This window comes from Micromonospora sp. NPDC049004 (genome assembly GCF_040649315.1).
Taxonomy (GTDB): domain Bacteria; phylum Actinomycetota; class Actinomycetes; order Mycobacteriales; family Micromonosporaceae; genus Micromonospora.
Genome location: NZ_JBEZFG010000012.1, coordinates 15,809 through 33,918, shown reverse-complemented (window position 1 = coordinate 33,918; position 18,110 = coordinate 15,809). Strand labels below are relative to the sequence as shown.

At 72.9% G+C, this 18,110-nt stretch carries 15 protein-coding genes and 1 pseudogene; 10 read left to right on the top strand and 6 right to left on the bottom strand.

What is annotated here, in order from left to right:
• Nucleotides 1–38: 38 nt before the first annotated feature.
• Nucleotides 39–1,217 (bottom strand): CapA family protein, encoded by a 1,179-nt coding sequence (locus AB0B97_RS29075; protein ID WP_357498136.1) that lies wholly within the window; start codon nt 1,215–1,217, stop codon nt 39–41.
• Nucleotides 1,218–1,273: 56 nt separating this feature from the next.
• On the bottom strand, nt 1,274–1,936 hold the full coding sequence (locus tag AB0B97_RS29070) for an adenosylcobinamide amidohydrolase (RefSeq protein WP_357498134.1): 663 nt from the start codon (nt 1,934–1,936) through the stop codon (nt 1,274–1,276).
• 143 nt (nt 1,937–2,079) lie between these two features.
• Between AB0B97_RS29070 and AB0B97_RS29065 the strand changes: the two genes are divergently transcribed.
• The 9 genes from AB0B97_RS29065 (at nt 2,080) to AB0B97_RS29025 (ending at nt 13,137) form a co-directional block, all read left to right on the top strand.
• Nucleotides 2,080–2,757 carry a Crp/Fnr family transcriptional regulator gene (locus AB0B97_RS29065; RefSeq protein ID WP_007466162.1) on the top strand — a complete coding sequence of 226 codons (678 nt, stop codon included), beginning with the start codon at nt 2,080–2,082 and terminating at the stop codon, nt 2,755–2,757.
• Between the two features lie 107 nt (nt 2,758–2,864).
• Nucleotides 2,865–3,608: a metallophosphoesterase family protein gene (locus tag AB0B97_RS29060; RefSeq protein WP_357498132.1), complete on the top strand. Its 744-nt coding sequence runs from the start codon at nt 2,865–2,867 to the stop codon at nt 3,606–3,608.
• A 362-nt stretch (nt 3,609–3,970) separates the two neighbouring features.
• Nucleotides 3,971–4,621 carry a helix-turn-helix domain-containing protein gene (locus tag AB0B97_RS29055; protein ID WP_357498130.1) on the top strand — a complete coding sequence of 217 codons (651 nt, stop codon included), beginning with the start codon at nt 3,971–3,973 and terminating at the stop codon, nt 4,619–4,621.
• Between the two features lie 37 nt (nt 4,622–4,658).
• Nucleotides 4,659–5,456: a TIGR03084 family metal-binding protein gene (locus AB0B97_RS29050; protein WP_234583286.1), complete on the top strand. Its 798-nt coding sequence runs from the start codon at nt 4,659–4,661 to the stop codon at nt 5,454–5,456.
• Complete coding sequence (locus tag AB0B97_RS29045) at nt 5,453–7,129, top strand: acyclic terpene utilization AtuA family protein (RefSeq protein ID WP_357498128.1); 1,677 nt, start codon at nt 5,453–5,455, stop codon at nt 7,127–7,129. The genes AB0B97_RS29050 and AB0B97_RS29045 overlap by 4 nt, the downstream gene beginning before the upstream one ends.
• A complete protein-coding gene (locus AB0B97_RS29040; RefSeq protein WP_357498126.1) occupies nt 7,126–8,322 on the top strand; it encodes an acyl-CoA dehydrogenase family protein in 1,197 nt (398 codons plus the stop codon). The genes AB0B97_RS29045 and AB0B97_RS29040 overlap by 4 nt, the downstream gene beginning before the upstream one ends.
• Nucleotides 8,319–9,920, top strand: a complete 1,602-nt coding sequence (locus tag AB0B97_RS29035) for a carboxyl transferase domain-containing protein (RefSeq protein ID WP_357498124.1) — start codon at nt 8,319–8,321, stop codon at nt 9,918–9,920. Before AB0B97_RS29040 ends, AB0B97_RS29035 begins: the two co-directional genes overlap by 4 nt.
• Nucleotides 9,921–9,931: 11 nt before the next feature.
• Entirely contained in the window at nt 9,932–11,977 is a 2,046-nt protein-coding gene (locus AB0B97_RS29030) for a biotin carboxylase N-terminal domain-containing protein (protein ID WP_357498122.1), read from the top strand.
• Complete coding sequence (locus AB0B97_RS29025; RefSeq protein WP_357498120.1) at nt 11,974–13,137, top strand: acyl-CoA dehydrogenase; 1,164 nt, start codon at nt 11,974–11,976, stop codon at nt 13,135–13,137. Before AB0B97_RS29030 ends, AB0B97_RS29025 begins: the two co-directional genes overlap by 4 nt.
• Nucleotides 13,138–13,139: 2 nt before the next feature.
• Here AB0B97_RS29025 and AB0B97_RS29020 read toward each other — a convergent pair whose 3' ends face one another.
• Nucleotides 13,140–14,294, bottom strand: coding sequence for a hypothetical protein (locus AB0B97_RS29020; protein WP_357498118.1), 1,155 nt, complete (start codon nt 14,292–14,294; stop codon nt 13,140–13,142).
• Nucleotides 14,291–15,232, bottom strand: a complete 942-nt coding sequence (locus tag AB0B97_RS29015; RefSeq protein ID WP_357498116.1) for a transporter substrate-binding domain-containing protein — start codon at nt 15,230–15,232, stop codon at nt 14,291–14,293. The genes AB0B97_RS29020 and AB0B97_RS29015 overlap by 4 nt, the downstream gene beginning before the upstream one ends.
• A gap of 169 nt (nt 15,233–15,401) precedes the next feature.
• Between AB0B97_RS29015 and AB0B97_RS29010 the strand changes: the two genes are divergently transcribed.
• Nucleotides 15,402–15,743 carry a hypothetical protein gene (locus tag AB0B97_RS29010; protein WP_357498114.1) on the top strand — a complete coding sequence of 114 codons (342 nt, stop codon included), beginning with the start codon at nt 15,402–15,404 and terminating at the stop codon, nt 15,741–15,743.
• On the opposite strand, the gene AB0B97_RS29005 is transcribed toward AB0B97_RS29010, so the two are convergent.
• A complete protein-coding gene (locus AB0B97_RS29005; protein WP_357498112.1) occupies nt 15,730–17,259 on the bottom strand; it encodes a serine/threonine-protein kinase in 1,530 nt (509 codons plus the stop codon). The genes AB0B97_RS29010 and AB0B97_RS29005 overlap by 14 nt on opposite strands.
• Nucleotides 17,260–17,511: 252 nt before the next feature.
• Nucleotides 17,512–17,889: pseudogene (locus tag AB0B97_RS29000) on the bottom strand (hypothetical protein); the annotation flags it as partial.
• Between the last annotated feature and the right edge of the window lie 221 nt (nt 17,890–18,110).

Sequence of the window (18,110 nt, the reverse complement as noted above, 5' to 3'; positions counted from 1 at the left end):
GGTCAGCCTACGTCGCGCCCCGGACGTTCCTCCTCGGGTCAACCCGCCGTCGGCGCGGTGATCCTGCCCTGCCCGTCGAACCGGGCCCCACCCTTGGGGAAGTCGGCGCGGCTCAGCTCGGTGACCAGGCCCAGGCCGCGGTCGTCCGGGTCCATCGTCGGCTTGCCTGCGGAGTTCATGTACGTCGAGGTGAACGAGCCGCCGGCCCAGCTCCCGTCGGGCTTGAGCGACACCTTCAGCACCCCGCCCCAGCCGAGCCGGCCGGTATTGATCAACGTGTTGCTACCGCCGGCGAAGTTGCCCAGGCTGTACGCGATCAGGCGGCCCTGGTAGAACTCCATGCCGCGCAGCACGTGTGGCCCGTGCCCGACGATCAGGTCCGCGCCTGCGTCGATCATGGCGTGCGAGAACTTGACCGGGTCCCCCCGGTTCTCACCCAGGAAGATCTCGGTGCCCGGCTTCACCCGGGTCTTGTCCGCGCCCTCGCCGCCCATGTGCACCTGCACCACGACCAGGTCGGCCATGGTGGCCGCCTTGGCGACCACCGTCTTGGCCTTGGCGATGTCGACCAGGCTGTTGGACCAGACGTACGACGAGAAACCCACCACGGCCACCTTGACGCCCTTGACGTCGACCACGGTGGTCTCGTCCGGGGCGCCGGTGTGCTTCAGGTCGTACTTCTCCAGCGCCTTCTGCGTATTCTCGTAGCCCTTCGGCCCGTAGTCGTAGCCGTGGTTGTTGGCCTGGTTGAGCACCTCGAAGCCGGCGTCGCGCAGGTGCGCGGCGTACTCCGGCGGGGCCCGGAACTGGTAGCAGCGGGTCGAGTTGGCCCCGCACTTGCCGGTGCCGGTGTCCACCGTCAGCGGCTCCTCCAGGTTGCCCATCACCAGGTCGGCCTTGAGCGCCTGCTTGACCGAGTCGAAGAAGCCCTTGCCGCCGGCGGCGGGCAGCCGGCTCGGCGCGTTGCCCATGATGATGTCGCCGGTCGCGGAGAGCGAGATGGCGCCGCCCCCGCCCGACGCCGAGGCACCGCCGCTGGCCTTGGGGCCGGCCGTGCTCACCGGCGCTCCGGTGCCACCACCACCGGCGCCGGGCTGCCACACCGGGGCCTCCCCGCTGTCGGCACAGCCGGCGACGAGCAGGGCGGCCAGCAGCGCCGCGAGGCCGATGGCGACGCGGCGGAACGGGCGGGACGCGAGGGGGGCGGAAGCGTACATCGTCCGCGACCCTACCGGCCGCTCAACGCGCCGACGAGGGCCGATCGGTCGGAAGTTCAGCCGGTCACCCGGTCCGACCAGGGCACCACCGGCCGGTCCCCGCCCGCGCGTACGGCGGCGTGCACGGCTCGGGCCAGCGGGGCGCCCCAGGTGGAGCGCGGCCCGCCGTACGCGGCCGGGGGGCCGTCCACCGGACAGAGCACGGTGACCGAGTCGGTGGGGGTGCCGGTCCCGGGCAAGCCCAGCTCGACGATCGCCTGGGTCTTCGCCTCGGTGGCGGTGGCGACGGCGTTGACCAGGGCCGAGTCGGCGAGCCGGACCGGCACGTACACCACGATGTTCACCGTGCCCACCCGCTGGGCGAGGGCGGCCGGTTCCGGCGCGGCGGCGGGCACCGGGGTGCCGAGCCCGACCGTCGCCCAGACCCGCACGCCGCTGTCGGTCCGGGCGACCACCTCGGTCACGTCGACGCCGGTCAGCAGGCCCACCCCGGGCCCGTCGAGGGCCAGGTCCGCGGCGAGCGCGGTCAGGTGGGCGGCGGGGTCGTCCCGGTCGTACGACATGGGCACTGTCGCGTTCAGCACCCAGTGCCGGACGCCGACGCCACCGCCGAGCGGGCCGCTGCTGACCGCTCGCAGGGGCCTGTCGGGCCGCCAGACGAGCAGCGGAATGTGCCGCCCGTCTTCGGCGCGGCTGGTCAGGGTCGGGTCGCTCAGCACGTCGGGCAGGTTACGCCCACCGATCAAGATTCCAGGGCCGACCTCTGATTCGTGCTCACATGCGCCTAGACTTGGCGGCGCGCGAGGGGATCAGCGGACGGCGGCCCCGGCCGACGGACGGCACGCGTAACCGGAGGTGCGCGATGGATGAGGTACTGGCCCGCAGCGGGATCTTCCAGGGTGTCGACCCGGAAGCTGCCGAGGCGCTCGCCAAGGAGATGGAGACGATCGAGGTCCGCAAGGGCGAGATCGTCTTCAATGAGGGCGAGCCCGGCGACAGCCTCTATATCCTGCTGTCCGGGAAGATCAAGGTCGGCCGCCGGGCGGCGGACGGCCGGCAGAACCTGATCGCGGTGATGGGGCCGTCGGACATGGTCGGTGAGCTGTCGCTCTTCGACCCGGGTCCGCGTACGGCGACCGCCACCGCGGTGACCGACACCCGGCTGGTGCGGCTGCGCAAGCAGGCACTGCGGCCGTGGCTCAACAACCGCCCGGAGATCGCCGAGCAGCTGCTCCGGGTGCTCGCCCGGCGACTGCGCCGGACCAACGACTCGCTCGCCGACCTGATCTTCACGGACGTGCCGGGCCGGGTCGCGAAGAACCTGCTCCAGATGGCCGGCCGGTTCGGCACGCGCGACGGCGGCGTGCTGCGCGTGACGCACGACCTCACCCAGGAGGAGATCGCCCAGCTCGTCGGCGCCTCCCGGGAGACGGTGAACAAGGCGCTCGCCGACTTCGCCTCGCGCGGCTGGCTGCGGCTGGACGGCAAGAGCATCATCATCCTGGACCCGGAGCGCCTGGCCCGCCGCGCCCGCGTCTGAGCGGTACGTCCCGTCCCCGCCTTCCGTCATCGACGGAGGCGGGGACGTTTCGTCTGCCCGGCGCAGAAATGCTGGCTCGCGGCGGCTGAAGTGGTGAGGGTGGGGCCATGGTGAACAGAGTTGCGGTGCTCTCCGACATCCACGGCGTACTGCCCGCGCTGGAGGCCGTCCTGGCCGAGCCGGACGTCGCCGCCGCCGACCTCATCGTGCTGACCGGCGACATCGCGTCCGGCCCGCAGCCGGTCGAGGTGCTGGACGTGCTCGCCGACCTGGGTGACCGGGTCTGCTGGGTGGGCGGCAACTGCGAACGTGAGCTGGTTGACGCGCGGGCCGGACGGCCCGCCGCTTTCGAGGTGTCCAACTGGGCGGCCGGGCAGCTCCGCGACGATCAGGTGGCCCGGCTCGCCGCGCTGCCGGCGACCGTGACGGTGGAGATCGACGGCCTCGGGCCGACACTGTTCTGCCACGCGACGCCCCGCGACGACGAGGAGGTGGTGCTCGTCGACTCCCGGATGGCGCGCTGGGAGGAGGTGTTCGCGGGCCTGCCCGCCGAGGTCGGGACGGTGGTCTGCGGCCACACCCACATGCCGTTCACCCGGCTGGTCGACCGGCGCCTGGTGGTCAACCCGGGCAGCGTCGGCATGCCGTACGGGGGTGCGGGCGCGTGGTGGGCGCTGCTCGGGCCGGGCGTACAGCTGCGCCGCACCGCCTTCGACGTGGACGCGGCCTGCGCCCGGGTAACCGCGGAGTCGGCGTACCTGGACGCCGCCGCCTGGGCCGACGAGTACCTGCGCTCCCAGCACAGCGACGCCGACGCCCTCGCCGTCTTCGGCCCGCGCGACGGCCGCTGACCCCCACCGATCCGACGCCGCACATCCCCTCGACCCCGCACGTTTCCTCGGCCGTGCACGTGTCCTCGACCCCGCACGTCCCCTCAACGCGGCGCATCCCTCGCCGCGCAGATAGCCGCTGATCCGGCGAGTCAGCTGAGGCCCGTGGACCCGCTCTCCTACCTGTCGAGCTGCCCCAGGAGTGGGGCAGCTCGACAGGGCACGGGAAGGGGCAGATGGCGCACCGCCGCCGTCCCACTCGTGGGGCAGCTCGACAGGGCACGGGTAGGGCAGTCGAGGTCGGCTCGACCGGAGCACGGCCGCCGACTCGGCCATAAAAAGTCAGTCTTGACTGTTTGTTTCGGAGGCCGCAGGCTGTTGCCGTGTCCGCCACATCAACGTCCGCCACATCAACGTCCGCCGCATCGACATCTGCCGGCGCGACGCGTGTTCCTCAGCAGGAACGCAGTCGTGCCACCCAGGCCCGCCTGCTGGAGGCGACAGTTGACTGCCTGATCGATCACGGCTGGTCGGGCACCACGACCACAGTCGTGGCGGCGCGGGCCGGTGTCTCACGGGGTGCGCAGCTGCACCACTACCCGACCAAGGCCGCGCTGGTCACGGCCGCCGTCGCTCATCTGGCCGAGCGCCGGGCCAACGAGCTGCGCACCGAGGCCGAGGCGTTGCCGGCCGGCCCGCAGCGGCTCGACCGCGTGATCGACCTGCTCGGGGTGGCCTTCACCGGGCCACTCTTCGTCGCCGCGCTCGAACTGTGGGTGGCCGCCCGCACCGACCAGGAGCTGCTCGACGCCCTGGTCCCGCTGGAGGCGACGGTCGGCCGGGAGATGCACCGCCTCACCGTCGCCCTGCTCGGGGTCGACGAGCGCCGTCCCGGCGTCCGCGAAGCCGTGCAGGCCACCCTCGACCTGCTGCGCGGGCTCGGGGTGGCCAACCTGCTCAGCGACGACTCGGCCCGCCGCGCCGCCCTGCTCGCCACCTGGAAACGCCAGCTCGCCACCCTCCTCACGCCCTGACCCCGGCCACACCGGCCCAGCACCGACCGGAGGCATCATGGTCGACCTCAGTGACCTGCTCGCGGATCTGGCCGCCGAGTCCGCCGACCTGGACGCGTTGGTGGCGCCCCTGCCGGCGGCCGACTGGGCCCGCCCGACCCCGGCGGCGGGCTGGAGCATCGGGCACCAGATCGCCCACCTCGCCTGGACCGACCACGTGGCCCTGCTGGCCGCCACCGACGCCGACGCCTTCTACGCGACGGTGACGGCCGCGCCGGACCCGAACCGGATGGTCGACGCGGGCGCCGAGGCGTTCCTCGCCCCGCCCGCCGACCTGCTCGCCCGCTGGCGGGCCGGACGGGCGGCGCTCAACGACGCGCTCCTCGCGGTCCCGGCCGGCGAGAAGCTGCCCTGGTACGGCACCCGGATGTCGGCCGCGTCGATGGCGACCGCCCGGATCATGGAGACCTGGGCGCACGGTGAAGACGTGGCCGACGCCCTCGGTGTCGTCCGCCCCGCCACCGACCGCCTCCGGCACGTGGCGCACCTCGGTGTGCGTACTCTCGGGCACGGTTTCGCCGCCCACGGCCGACCGGCACCGGCGGCACCGGTCCGGGTCGAGTTGACCGGACCCGGCGGGGAGACGTGGACCTGGGGCCCGGCGGACGCCGCCGACCGCCTGAGCGGTCCCCTCCTGGACTTCTGCCTGCTCGTCACCCGCCGCCGCCACCGCGCGGACCTCGCCCTGCTGGCCAGCGGCCCCGTCGCCGACGAGTGGCTCGACGTGGCGCAGGCGTTCGCCGGCCCGCCGGGCACCGGGCGCGAACCGTCGAGCCGACGCGGAGTCACGGCGTGATCCGCATCGGCAACGCTTCCGGCTTCTACGGCGACCGGTTCACGGCCTGGCGGGAGATGCTCGACGGCGGCGAACTGGACGTGCTGACCGGTGACTACCTGGCCGAGCTGACCATGCTGATCCTCGGTCGGGACCGGCTGCGCGACCCCGACCTCGGCTACGCGAAGACGTTCCTGCGTCAGCTGGAGACGTGCCTGGGCACGGCCCTCGACCGGGGGGTGCGGATCGTGACCAACGCCGGCGGGCTGAATCCGGCCGGCCTGGCCGCCGCCATCGAGGCGCTCGCCGGCCGTCTGGGCCTGTCGGCCCAGGTGGGGTACGTCGAGGGCGACGCGCTCCGGCGGCCCGACGCGCTCACCGCGAACGCGTACCTGGGCGCGTTCGGGATCGCCGCCTGCCTCGACGCCGGCGCGGACGTGGTGGTCACCGGCCGGGTCACCGACGCGTCGTTGGTGGTCGGCCCGGCCATCGCCAGGTACGGGTGGGGTCGCGACGATCTCGACGAGCTGGCCGGGGCGACAGTCGCCGGGCACCTCCTGGAGTGCGGCGCCCAGGTCACCGGCGGCAACTTCAGCTTCTTCACCGAACTGCCCGACGGCGGGCACCGCCCCGGCTTCCCGATCGCCGAGGTGCACTCCGACGGCTCATCCGTGGTCACCAAGCATCCCGGCACCGGCGGTGCGGTCACCGTGGAGACCGTCACCGCCCAGCTGCTCTACGAGATCGGCGGGCCGGCGTACCTGGGACCGGACGTGGTCACCCGGCTGGAGTCGGTGACGCTGCGCCCCGACGGGCCGGACCGGGTCCGGATCTCCGGCGTCCGGGGCACCCCGCCGCCGGCGACGCTCAAGGTCGGCGTCAACAACCTCGGCGGCTTCCGGAACTCGATGACGTTCGTCCTCTGCGGGTTGGACATCGAGGCGAAGGCGGCCCTGGTGCGGGGGCAGATCGAGGAGGCGGTGGGCAAGGACGGGCTGGAGTTCACGCTCGCCCGCACCGACCACCCGGACGCGGCCGACACCGAGGTCGCGAGCGCCCTGCTGCACGTACACCTGCGCGACGGCGACAAGGCACGGGCCGGGCGGGCCTTCTCGGCCGCCGCGGTGGAACTGGCCCTGGCCTCCTACCCGGGCTGCACGCTGACCACCCTCCCGGGCGACGCGACACCGTACGGCGTCTTCACCGCCGACACCGTGCCGCAGGACGCGGTGGCGCACGTCGCGGTCCGGCCCGGCGGTGAACGGGTGCCGATCGCCCCGCCGGTCCGTACCGCCCCCACGGTGCGGGACGAGACCGTGCCGGGCGGCGGCGCGGCGGTCGACGGCCCGACCCGGCGCGGGGCACTCGGCGAACTGGTCGGCGCGCGCTCGGGCGACAAGGGCGGTGACGCCAACCTCGGCGTCTGGGCCCGGACCGACGCCGGGTACGCGTGGCTGCGCGCCTGGTTGACAGTCGAGCGGCTGGCCGAGCTGCTGCCGGAGACGGCGTCGCTGTCGGTGCGGCGCTACGAGCTGCCGAACCTGCGGGCGGTCAACTTCGTGATCGAGGGTCTGCTGGGGGCCGGGGTGGCCGCGTCCACCCGGTTCGACCCGCAGGCCAAGGCGCTCGGCGAGCTGCTGCGCGCCCGGATCGTCGACCTGCCCGCCGAGGTGCTGACGGGGGTGGCGCGATGAGCATCGTGGACACCCCCGAACGGCGGCAGCTGCGCGAGCTGACCAGGGCCTTCGTGACCCGGGAGGTCCTGCCGCACCTGGACGACTGGGAGCGGGCCGGCGAGGTCCCCCGGGCCCTGCACGCGACCGCCGCGAAGCTCGGCCTGCTCGGCATCGGCTTTCCCGAGTCGGTGGGCGGCAGCGGCGGTGACCTGCTCGACTCGATCATCGTGACGGAGGAGCTGATCCGCGCTGGCGGCTCGTCCGGCCTGGTGGCGGCCCTGTTCACGCACGGCATCGCATTGCCGCACATGGTCGCCGCGGCCGGCGCCCGCACCGGCGGGTCGCTGGGCGGCCGGCTCGGCGGCACCCCGTCGCCGGCCGACGGCGGCCTGATCGAACGGTACGTCCGGCCCACCCTGGCCGGCACGATGATCGGCGCGTTGGCGATCACCGAGCCGGACGGCGGCTCCGACGTCGCCGGCATCCGTACGACCGCCCGCCGCGACGGCGAGCACTACGTGGTGAACGGGTCGAAGACGTACATCACCAGCGGGCACCGGGCAGACTTCGTGACCACCGCGGTGTGCACCGACTTTCCCGGCAGCGGTGAACTGACCCTGCTCGTCATCGACAAGGGGTCGCCCGGGTTCACGGTGGGGCGCCGACTGGAGAAGCTGGGCTGGCACTGCTCGGACACGGCGGAGCTGTCGTTCGTCGACGTGCGGGTGCCGGTGGCCAACCGGATCGGCGCGGAGAACACCGGCTTCCTGGCGATCATGCAGCACTTCGCCGCCGAGCGACTGTCTCTGGCGACCCAGGCGTACGCGACCGCGCAGCGCTGTGTCGAGCTGGCGGTGCGCTGGTGCCGGGACCGGGAGACCTTCGGGCGTCCGCTGGCCAGCCGGCAGCTGGTCCGGCACCGGCTGGCCGAGATGCACACGCGGGCCGAGGCGGCCCGGTCGTACGTGCACGAGGTGGCCGTCCGGGTGGCCGCGGGCGAGCCGGTGGTGACGGAGGTGGCGATGGCGAAGAACGTCGCGGTGGCCGCCTGCGACCAGGTCGTCGACCAGGCGCTGCAACTGCACGGAGGCTTCGGCTATCTGCGGGACGCCGAGGTGGAGCGGCACTACCGCGACGCCCGGATCCTCGGCATCGGCGGCGGCACCACCGAGATCATGAACGAGATCATCGCGAAGGGCATGGGCCTGTGACCACACTGGACAGCAGGGTGGACCCCGCCGCACCGGGGTACGCCGCGAACCGGACGGCGTTGCTGGAGCGGCTGGCCGAGCTGGACGCCGCGCTGGACCAGGCCCGGGCGGGCGGCGGCGAGAAGTACGTGTCCCGGCACCACAAGCGCGGCAAGCTGCTCCCCCGCGAGCGGATCGAACTGCTGGTGGACGCCGACAGCCCGTTCCTGGAGCTGTCGCCGGTCGCCGCGTACGGCACGGACTTCCCGGTCGGGGCCAGCGTGGTCACCGGCATCGGCGTGGTCGAGGGCGTGGAGTGCCTGATCGTCGCCAACGATCCGACGGTACGCGGCGGCGCGGTCAACCCGTGGTCGCTCGCGAAGACCCGACGGGCCGGCGAGATCGCCCTGGCCAACCGGCTGCCGATGGTGAACCTGGTCGAGTCGGCCGGGGCGGACCTGCCCACCCAGGCGGAGATCTTCATCCCGGGTGGCCGGGTGTTCCGGGACCTGACGCGGCTCTCGGCGGCGGGCATCCCCACGGTCAGCGTGGTCTTCGGCAACGCCACTGCCGGTGGCGCGTACGTGCCGGGGATGTCCGACCACGTGATCATGATCCGGGACCGGTCGCAGGTCTACCTGGCCGGGCCGCCGCTGGTGAAGATGGCGACCGGTGAGGTCACCGACGACGAGTCGCTGGGTGGCGCGGCGATGCACGCCGGCACGTCCGGGCTCGCCGACCACCTGGCCGAGGACGAGCGCGACGGCATCCGGCTGGCCCGGCAGTGCGTCCGCCGGCTCAACTGGCGCAAGCAGGGGCCGTCGCCGCGTACTGCGGTGCCGCAGCCGCCGAAGTACGACCCGGAGGAGCTGCTGGGCATCGTCAGCTCCGATCTGAAGGTGCCGTTCGACCCGCGCGAGGTCCTGGCCCGCATCCTGGACGGCAGCGACTTCGACGAGTTCAAGCCGGCGTACGGGGACGCGTTGGTCACCGGCTGGGGCGAGCTGCACGGCTACCCGGTGGGGGTGCTGGCGAACGCCCGGGGGGTGCTGTTCAGCGCGGAGGCGCAGAAGGCGGCCCAGTTCATCCAGCTCGCGAACGCCTCGGACACCCCGTTGATCTTCCTGCAGAACACCACCGGCTACATGGTCGGCACCGAGTACGAGCAGCGCGGCATCATCAAGCACGGCGCGTTGATGATCAACGCGGTGTCGAACTCGACGGTGCCGCACCTGACGGTGAACCTGGGCGCCTCGTACGGGGCCGGCAACTACGGCATGTGCGGCCGGGCGTACGAGCCGAGGTTCCTGTTCACCTGGCCGAACGCCAAGTCGGCGGTGATGGGCCCGGCGCAGCTCGCCGGCGTGCTGTCGATCGTGGCCCGGCAGGCCGCCGCCGCCCGGGGGCGCGACTACGACGAGGACTCCGACGCGGCGATGCGGATGATGGTCGAGCAGCAGATCGAGTCGCAGTCCGGGGCGCTGTTCCTCTCCGGCCGGCTCTACGACGACGGGGTGATCGACCCGCGGGACACCCGCACCGTTCTCGGTCTCTGCCTCTCGGCGATCCACAACGGACCGGTGAAGGGCGCCGACGGCTTCGGCGTCTTCCGGATGTAGAGAGGCCACTCATGATCAACAGACTGCTCGTGGCCAACCGGGGCGAGATCGCCCGCCGGGTCTTCGCCACCTGCCGCGCGATGGGCGTGCAGACCGTCGCCGTGTACTCCGACGCGGACGCCGACGCGCCGTTCGTCGCCGAGGCCGACCTGGCCGTACGCCTGCCGGGAAGCTCACCGACCGAGACGTACCTGCGGGTGGATCTGATCCTGGACGCGGCCCGCAAGGCCGGCGCGGACGCCGTCCACCCCGGCTACGGCTTCCTCGCCGAGAACGCCGAGTTCGCGGCGGCGGTGACCGACGCGGGGCTGACCTGGATCGGGCCGCCGGCCAAGGTGATCGCCGCGATGGGCGACAAGTTGGCGGCGAAGGCGCTGCTCGCCGAGGCGGGCGTGCCGATGCTGCCGAGCTGGACCGACGCCGACGAGGTCACCGACTTCCCGGTGCTGGTGAAGGCGTCCGCTGGCGGCGGCGGCCGGGGCATGCGGATCGTGCGGTCCGCGGACGAGCTGGCGGAGGCCGTCGCCGGCGCCAGCCGGGAGGCGGCTGCCGCGTTCGGCGACGGCACGGTCTTCATCGAGCGGTACGTCGAGCGTGGTCGGCACGTCGAGGTGCAGATCTTCGGCGACTCGCACGGCACGGTGGCCGCCCTCGGGGTGCGCGAGTGCTCGATCCAGCGCCGACACCAGAAGATCATCGAGGAGGCCCCCGGGGTGCTCCCGGAGGAGTTGCGTCCGGCGCTGCACAAGGCGGCGGTGTCCGCCGGACGTGCCGTCGACTACGTGGGCGCCGGCACTGTGGAGTTCCTGCTGGCTCCGACCGGTGAGTTCTTCTTCCTGGAGATGAACACCCGCTTGCAGGTGGAGCACCCGGTCACCGAGCTGACCGTGCCCGTCGGGCTCGACCTGGTCCGGTGGCAACTGCTCGTCGCCGAGGGCGTGCCGCTGCCGGAGCACCTGCACGAGCCGGGTGTACGCGGCTACGCGATCGAGGTGCGGTTGTGCGCCGAGGACCCGGCGCAGGGCTGGCGGCCCGCGACAGGTGTGCTGCGCCGGTTCGCGGTGCCGGGGGTGGACCGGGAGTTCGGTGGCCTCCAGCACGCCGGCCTGCGGCTGGACTCCGGCGTCGGGACGGGCTCCGAGGTGAGCGTGCACTACGACTCCATGCTCGCCAAGCTGATCGCCTGGGCGCCGACCCGGGCCGAGGCGACCCGCGCACTGGCCGGCGCGCTGACCCGGGCCGAGCTGCACGGGGTGGCCACCAACCGCGATCTGCTGGTCCGGGTGCTGCGCAGCCCGGCGTTCGCGGCCGCGGAGATCGACACCGGTTTCCTGGACCGGCACCCCGAGGTCTTCGCGCCGCTGCTGCCCGCCGATCAGCTTCCGCTGACCGCCCTGGCGGCCGCGCTGGCGGGTGCGGCCCAACGCCGAACGACCGCGCCGGTGCTCGGCAGGCTGCCCTCCGGCTGGCGCAACGTGCCCGCCGTACCGCAGGTCAGCCGCTTCACCGGCCCGGACGGCGAGATTGAGGTCCGCTACCGGCTGGACCGCACCGGCCGACTCGCCGACTGGTCCGCAGCGCCGCCCGGCGACACGGTGGCGTTGGAGGGGAAGCCGCCGACGGTAGCGCTGGCGGAGGTCACCCCGGACCGGGTGGCGCTCGACGTCGACGGCGTTCGGCGCGCGTACCGCGTACACCGGGTGGGGTCGGAGATCTTCGTGGATGGCCCGGACGGGGCGGCGAGCCTCGTCGAGCTGCCGCGCCTCCCGCTGCCCACGGCGGCGGTGGCGGCCGGGTCGCTGCTCGCGCCGCTGCCCGGCGCGGTGACCCGGGTGCACGTCCAGGTCGGCCAGCGGGTCACGGCCGGCGATCCACTGCTCACGCTGGAAGCGATGAAGCTGGAACATCAGGTGCTGGCCCCGACCGACGGGGTGGTCATCGAACTCCCGGTGCCGGCCGGCGCTCAGGTGCGCACCGGCACCGTCCTGGCCGTCATCGACGGCTCCCCCGCAAGCGACGACCCGACGCCGTCGAACCCCGAGGAGGACCCCCGATGACCTTCGACCTCACCCCCGAGCAGGACCAGCTCCGCGACGCCGTGCGGGCGCTGGGCCGCCGGTACGGCCACGGCTACTTCGTCGAGAAGGCGAAGGCCGGTGAGCACACCACCGAGTTGTGGGCCGAGGCGGGACGGCTCGGCTATCTGGGGGTCAACATCCCCACCGAGTACGGCGGCGGGGGCGGCGGCATCACCGAGCTGGCCATCGTCTGCGAGGAACTGGCGGCGGCGGGGTGCCCGCTGCTGCTACTGGTGGTCTCCCCCGCCATCGCGGCGACGGTGCTCGCCCGGCACGGCACCGAGGAGCAGCGCAAACGGCACCTGCCCGGCCTCGCGGACGGCTCGGCGAAGATCGTCTTCGCGATCACCGAGCCGGAGGCCGGTTCCAACTTCCACCGGCTCGGCACGGTGGCCCGCCGCGACGGCGACGACTGGCTGCTCAACGGCCGCAAGTGCTACATCTCCGGGGTCGACGAGGCCGGGCACGTCCTGGTGGTGGCCCGGACCGAGGACTCCTCCACCGGCAAGCTCAAGCCCGCGCTGTTCCTGGTGCCTACCGACGCGGCGGGGCTGACCCGGTCCAAGCTGGACATGGAGATCGTCTCTCCGGAGAACCAGTTCCTGCTCTACCTCGACGACGTGCGGGTGCCCGCCGACGCGCTGGTCGGCGAATCCCTGGACGCCGGGCTGCCGGCGCTCTTCGCCGGGCTCAACCCGGAGCGGATCACGGTGGCCGCGATGGGCGCCGGCACCGGTCGGTACGCCATCGAGCGGGTCAGCGAGTACACCGCCACCCGCAAGGTGTGGGGTGGCCGGAGCATCGGCTCGCACCAGGGGGTGGCGCATCCGCTCGCCCACGCGGCGGTGCAGGTGGAGCTGGCCCGCCTTATGATCCAGAAGGCGGCCACCCTGTACGACGCCGGCCGCGACCTGGAGGCCGGGGTGGCCGGCAACATGGCCAAGTACGCGGCCGGGGAGGCCGCCGCCCTCGCCGTGGACACCGCAGTGCAGGCCCTCGGCGGGGCGGGCATGACCACGGAGTACGGGGTGGCCACCCTGCTCGGCGCGGTCCGGGCCGGGCGGATCGCCCCGGTCAGCCGCGAGATGATCCTGAACTTCGTCGCCCAGCACGTCCTCGGTCAGGACAAGTCCTACTGACCTCAGCCGGGGGCGCGGCAGGCCGCGTCGATGCGGTGCACCGGGCGGACGCGGCGGCCCAACCCCTCCAGCAGCGAATCCTCGATGTGGAAGTCGTGGATCCGCAGCCGGTGCCGGGGCAACTCCTCCTCGCTCGGGCAGAGCACCTGCGCGCGGACGAGGCCGACCGGCACGTACCGGACTCCGCCCCGTTCCTGCAGGATCACCATGTTGACGTCGTCGGTGGTCACCACGTGCCCCCGGACGTCCTCGGTCGGGCCGTTCTCGACGCCCACGGTGGTGACGGTGAGCGGGAGCACCGGTGTGCTGATCACCGGCAGCGCGGCCCAGACCAGCATGGCCAGCACCGCCACCTCGGTCAGCGACGCCAGCGGCCGGATCACCATGCCGGGCAGCGGCCCGGCGATGAACAGCGCCAACACCGGCGGCACCACGAGAAGTGCGAGCACCAGCAGCTCACGCTGCCCACCCGCGTCGCGCAGCGTCGGCAGCAGCAGCCAGCCGTACCCGGCGAGCAGCGCGACGATCGCCAGGAACCGGGGTACGACCCACTCGTGCAGCCGGTCCGGACGAAGCTGGAACGCGGCAGCGAACGCCGGCAGCAGCAGCGGCAGGTAGAGCAGCGGCCAGGTGAGCAGGGCGAGCAGGAAGCTCGCCAGCACCACCCAGGCCGGGGTGAGGTCCGCCCAGCGGGCGAAGAGCGGGCGGCGACGGGTGCCCGGCGGCAGTCGGTCCACGCTCACGGCCAGCACCGCGCCGAGCGCGAAGACGGCGACCAGCCCGGTGGAGAGCAGTCGAGCCGCGGTGGTCAGGAAGCCCGCGAGCAGGTTGACCGGCCCGACGTTGGCGACCAGCAGCAGCGTGGTCTGCAGCTCCCCACCCGCCTCGACGCCGAGCCGGAGCACCGAGAAGATCGCCGGTACGCCCACGACCGCCGTCCAGAACGACTGGCTGGCCCGCGCCCGCCGCTCCGCCGGATCCCACCGCACCGGCACCTGCTCGACGTCGGCGACCGGCACTGCGGGTTCGGCCCGCGGCACACCGGCCGGCCACCCGCCGGGGTCCACCTCGACGTGGTCGGTCGGCACGGCGGGCCGGGGCGGCGGCACCGTGCCATCGGCGCTCGCGTCGCCTGTGGTGATCGGCACCGTGCTCACCGCCGGGGCGCCTTGTCGTCGAAGTCGACAAGCTTCGGCACCTCAAGTGGCTGCGGCTGGGTCTTCTCGACGCGCAGCCACGGGCCCAGGGTCCGGTTGTACGCCGTCAGCCACGGGCTGGCCTGCCCGTTGCGGCCCTGCTGGTAGCTCTTCTGCAGGAAGAAGGCGACCAGGTCACGCAGCGCCGGATCGCCGATCGGCACGCCGATGCCCAACAGCTCGCTCGTGCCGAAGGGCAGATCGACGATCTCGAACTCCTTGGGGTACGTGGCCAGGAAGCCCGCGAGGATCGTCTCGTCCGAGCTGACCACGTCGTACCGGCCGGCGCGGATGCCTGTCACGCAGTCCCAGACGTCCTTCACCACAAGCGCCTTGACCTGGCGCTTCTCCAGCTCGGCCTCGGTGGTGGAGCCGCCGGTGGTGCAGACCTTGTATGCCGGGTCGCGCAGGTCCTCGATGGTGCGGATCCTGTCCTTGAGCCGGACCGGCACCAACACCTCCTGCGTGGTGACGAAGTACGGCCCGGCGAAGCTGACCAGCTTCTTGCGCTCCTCGGTCATCGAGAAGCTGGAGATCACCAGGTCGACGGTGCCGCCCTGCAGGTACGGGATCCGGTCCTCGGTGGCCGCCGACACGAACTCCAACTGCTGCTCGCCCTGGTAACCGAGGGACGCGGCGATGTACCTGCCGATCTCGACGTCGAAGCCGACGTGCTGGCCGTTGCGGAGGTCGCCCATCAACGGCTCGTTGGTGGCGACGCCGATACGCAGCTTCGACTGCCTGTAGATGTGCGACTCGCGCAACTTCTCCTGCACCGACGGCAGGTCCGGTTCCTTGCGGCTCTCGCAGCCGGCGGCGGCGGAGAGGGTGAGGGTCAGGGCGACCGCCAGTGTCGACGCGACCGAGCGGAGCCGGGACTGGGAACTGCGTACGTTCATGGGCGACCTCGCTGACGGAGCAGCCTGCGGAACACCGAGAGTAGCGAGACGAGTCCACTGCGTGTGCACGCCGACCGGTCAGGTCGGATGGTCCGTTCGATCAACACTGATCGGCGCGGCGGATCGCCTCTCCGGTTGACAGCGGGCCAGGCCGCGACATGCTGGAGGGGTGAGTCGACTGTCCAGGATCGATGCGCGGATGGTGGCGGCGGTCGCGGCGCCGGGTGCCGTCGCGCTGCTGGCCCTGCTGGTCGTTCTGCGCCGGCAGGACCTTCTCGGCGTGGTTCTCGCACTGCTCTGCGTGCTGCTGGCCATGGTCGCCGCGGTCGCCGTGTCCGCCGTCCGCCAGCGCGCCGAACCGGAGCCGGCGGACCAGCCACACGCCACCGCACCGCCGGAGTTGATGCCGTACGGGATCGACGCCGACACGCTCGACGCCCTGGACAGCCGGGACGCGTTGCGTGCGGTGCGTGACCGGGGACGGGCGCGCGGCGGGTTCAGCGACCGGTGAGCGTGGGCGCGGTGAGCGCGTCGACGCCCCGCCCCGCCAGGCACCGGTAGACCCGGTCGACGTTGCCGTCCACCGGCGGCAACACCTCCAGGTGCCAGCCGACCGGCTCGGCGATCTCCGTGGTCAGTCGGAACGTCGTGGCGCTGCAGACCTGTCGTACCGGCTCGGCGGCGATCACCTCGTCGTAGGCCGCGCCGACGAGCTGCACCGGCAGGATGCCCTCGGCGTACGTCTCCCAGGTGTGCCGGCCGTCGCACGGGACGCGGGCCGCCTCGGCGCGGGCACCGCGGATGCGTACCGGGCCGAAGCACTCCAGCTCGGGCAGGCAACGGGCGCCGCTGGGCAGCGCGGTCGGCGCCCCGGCACCTGACGCGCAGCCGGGCAGCGGCCCGGTCGCCGGTGCCGCGACCTGGGTCACCGAGGGGGACGGGCCGGGCGGCGGGCCACCGCTCGCCAGCCAGGCCCCGGTGGTGGCCGAGGCGGCGAGCGCCAGCACCCCGGCGCCGCCGAGGAACCAGCGTCGTCGCCACCGCCGGCCGCCGGGAACGCTGGGGCGGGAGTCCTCGACCGGCGGCCGGGGCGCTGGCTGGCCGGTGCCGTACAGGCCGGACCGGCTCGGGCCACCACTGACCGGGGCGCCGCTGATCGGTGAGCCGCTGGTCGGGACGCCGCTAACCGGGGCGGACGGTGAGCCGAACGGCAGGTTGGCGAGCAGGTCGTGCAGTTCGAGGGCGGACGGCCGCTCGGCCGGGTCGTTGGCCATGCCGAGACGCAGCACGTCGATGAGCTCGTCCGGTACGCCCGGGAGGCCGGGAAGCGGCTGGTTGAACATCTCCAGCACGGTGACCAGGCTGGGGTTGCGCTCGGACTGCCAGCGGGGCGGCCGGCCGTGCATCACCGCGTAGAGGGTGGCGCAGAGCGCGTACACGTCGACGGCAGGCGACGGTGGGCTGTGGCTGAACATCTCCGGCGGCGCGTACGCCGGGGTGAGCACCTCCAGGGTGACCGAGGCGTCGCGCGCCTCGGCCAGCACGGCCAGCCCGAAGTCGGCGAGCACCGCCGAGTTGAAGTGCGAGTAGAGGATGTTCGCGGGCTTCACGTCCCGGTGCAGCACCCCGGCTCCGTGTGAGTGCGCCAACGCATCCGCGATCTTGATGCCGAGATCGCGGGCCTCCACCGGGCCGAGCGGCGAGCTGCGCATCCGCTCGGCGTACGACCCGTCACAGAGTTCCATGATCAGGTAGGGGTGCTGGTCGACGGTGACGCCCACGTCGAAGAGGTCCACCACGTGCGGGTGCGACGACATCCGCCCGGCGGCACGCGCCTCGCGCAGGAAACGGGCCTGATCGCGTTCGCTGTCCAGCGTGCGGTTCTCGACCTTGACGGCGACCTCTCGACCGACCGAGATCTGGGTGGCCTGGTAGACGGTGGCGTAGCCGCCTCGGGCAAAGACCCGCAAATCAGTCAGACCGGGCACGATCGGCACCGGCAAGCCGCCGGTCGGGGTGTCGGTCACCGCTCGAAAATACCCAACCCGGCCGGCGGCTCAGCGCGCCGCGTCCGCCGGAGCGGCACCGGCCGCGCCGGGCGCCTCTCCGGTGCCTTCCGGCGCGTCGGCATCGGCCGACGTGGAGGCGGCGGGCGCAGCGGGCGCGGAGGCGGGAGCGGGAGCAGGCGGAGCGGACGCCGCGGCGGGAGACGCGGCGGGAGTGGGAGACACGGCAGCGGTGTCGACGGCGGCCGGCGTGCCCCGACGGGCGTCCATCCGCAGTCCGATCGCCGTGGCAACCGCGCCCAACCCCTCCCACGCGGCCACGCCGAAGAACCGGTCGGGGGCGATGTCGGCCAGCACGGCGATGCTGAACACGGTGAAGGTCACCAGCCGGAAGACCACCGTGAAACGGTAGAACGCCCGCCACTCGGTGACCGTCGCGAGCAGGTAGTAGACGCCCATGTTGAACGACGCCATCGACGACGCCAGCAGGAAGGTGCCGGTGTAGTCGCCAGCGCCACGAGTCGCCGGCACCTCGAACCCGAGCAGACGCAGCTGCGCCTCCGGCCACAGCAACCCGACCGCGCCCATCACCAGCGCCAGCACGCCGAAGACCGCGATGGTCCAGCCCGCGACGGAACGCGGCAGCTTCATGATGGCCTCCCCAGGCACGGCGACGGTCGCCACTGTGGACCACCGCACGGTGGTGACACGCTAGCCCCTCGCCCCGACCACCACATCCCCAGAACCGCCAAAACCGCCCCACCCCACCCCTTGCGGCCCCACCCGCACCGCGCGGTGATCATGAAGTTGTTGCCACCAATGCCGGCGCGTCGGCGCAACAACTTCATGATCAACCGCGGGAGGCCCGGGTA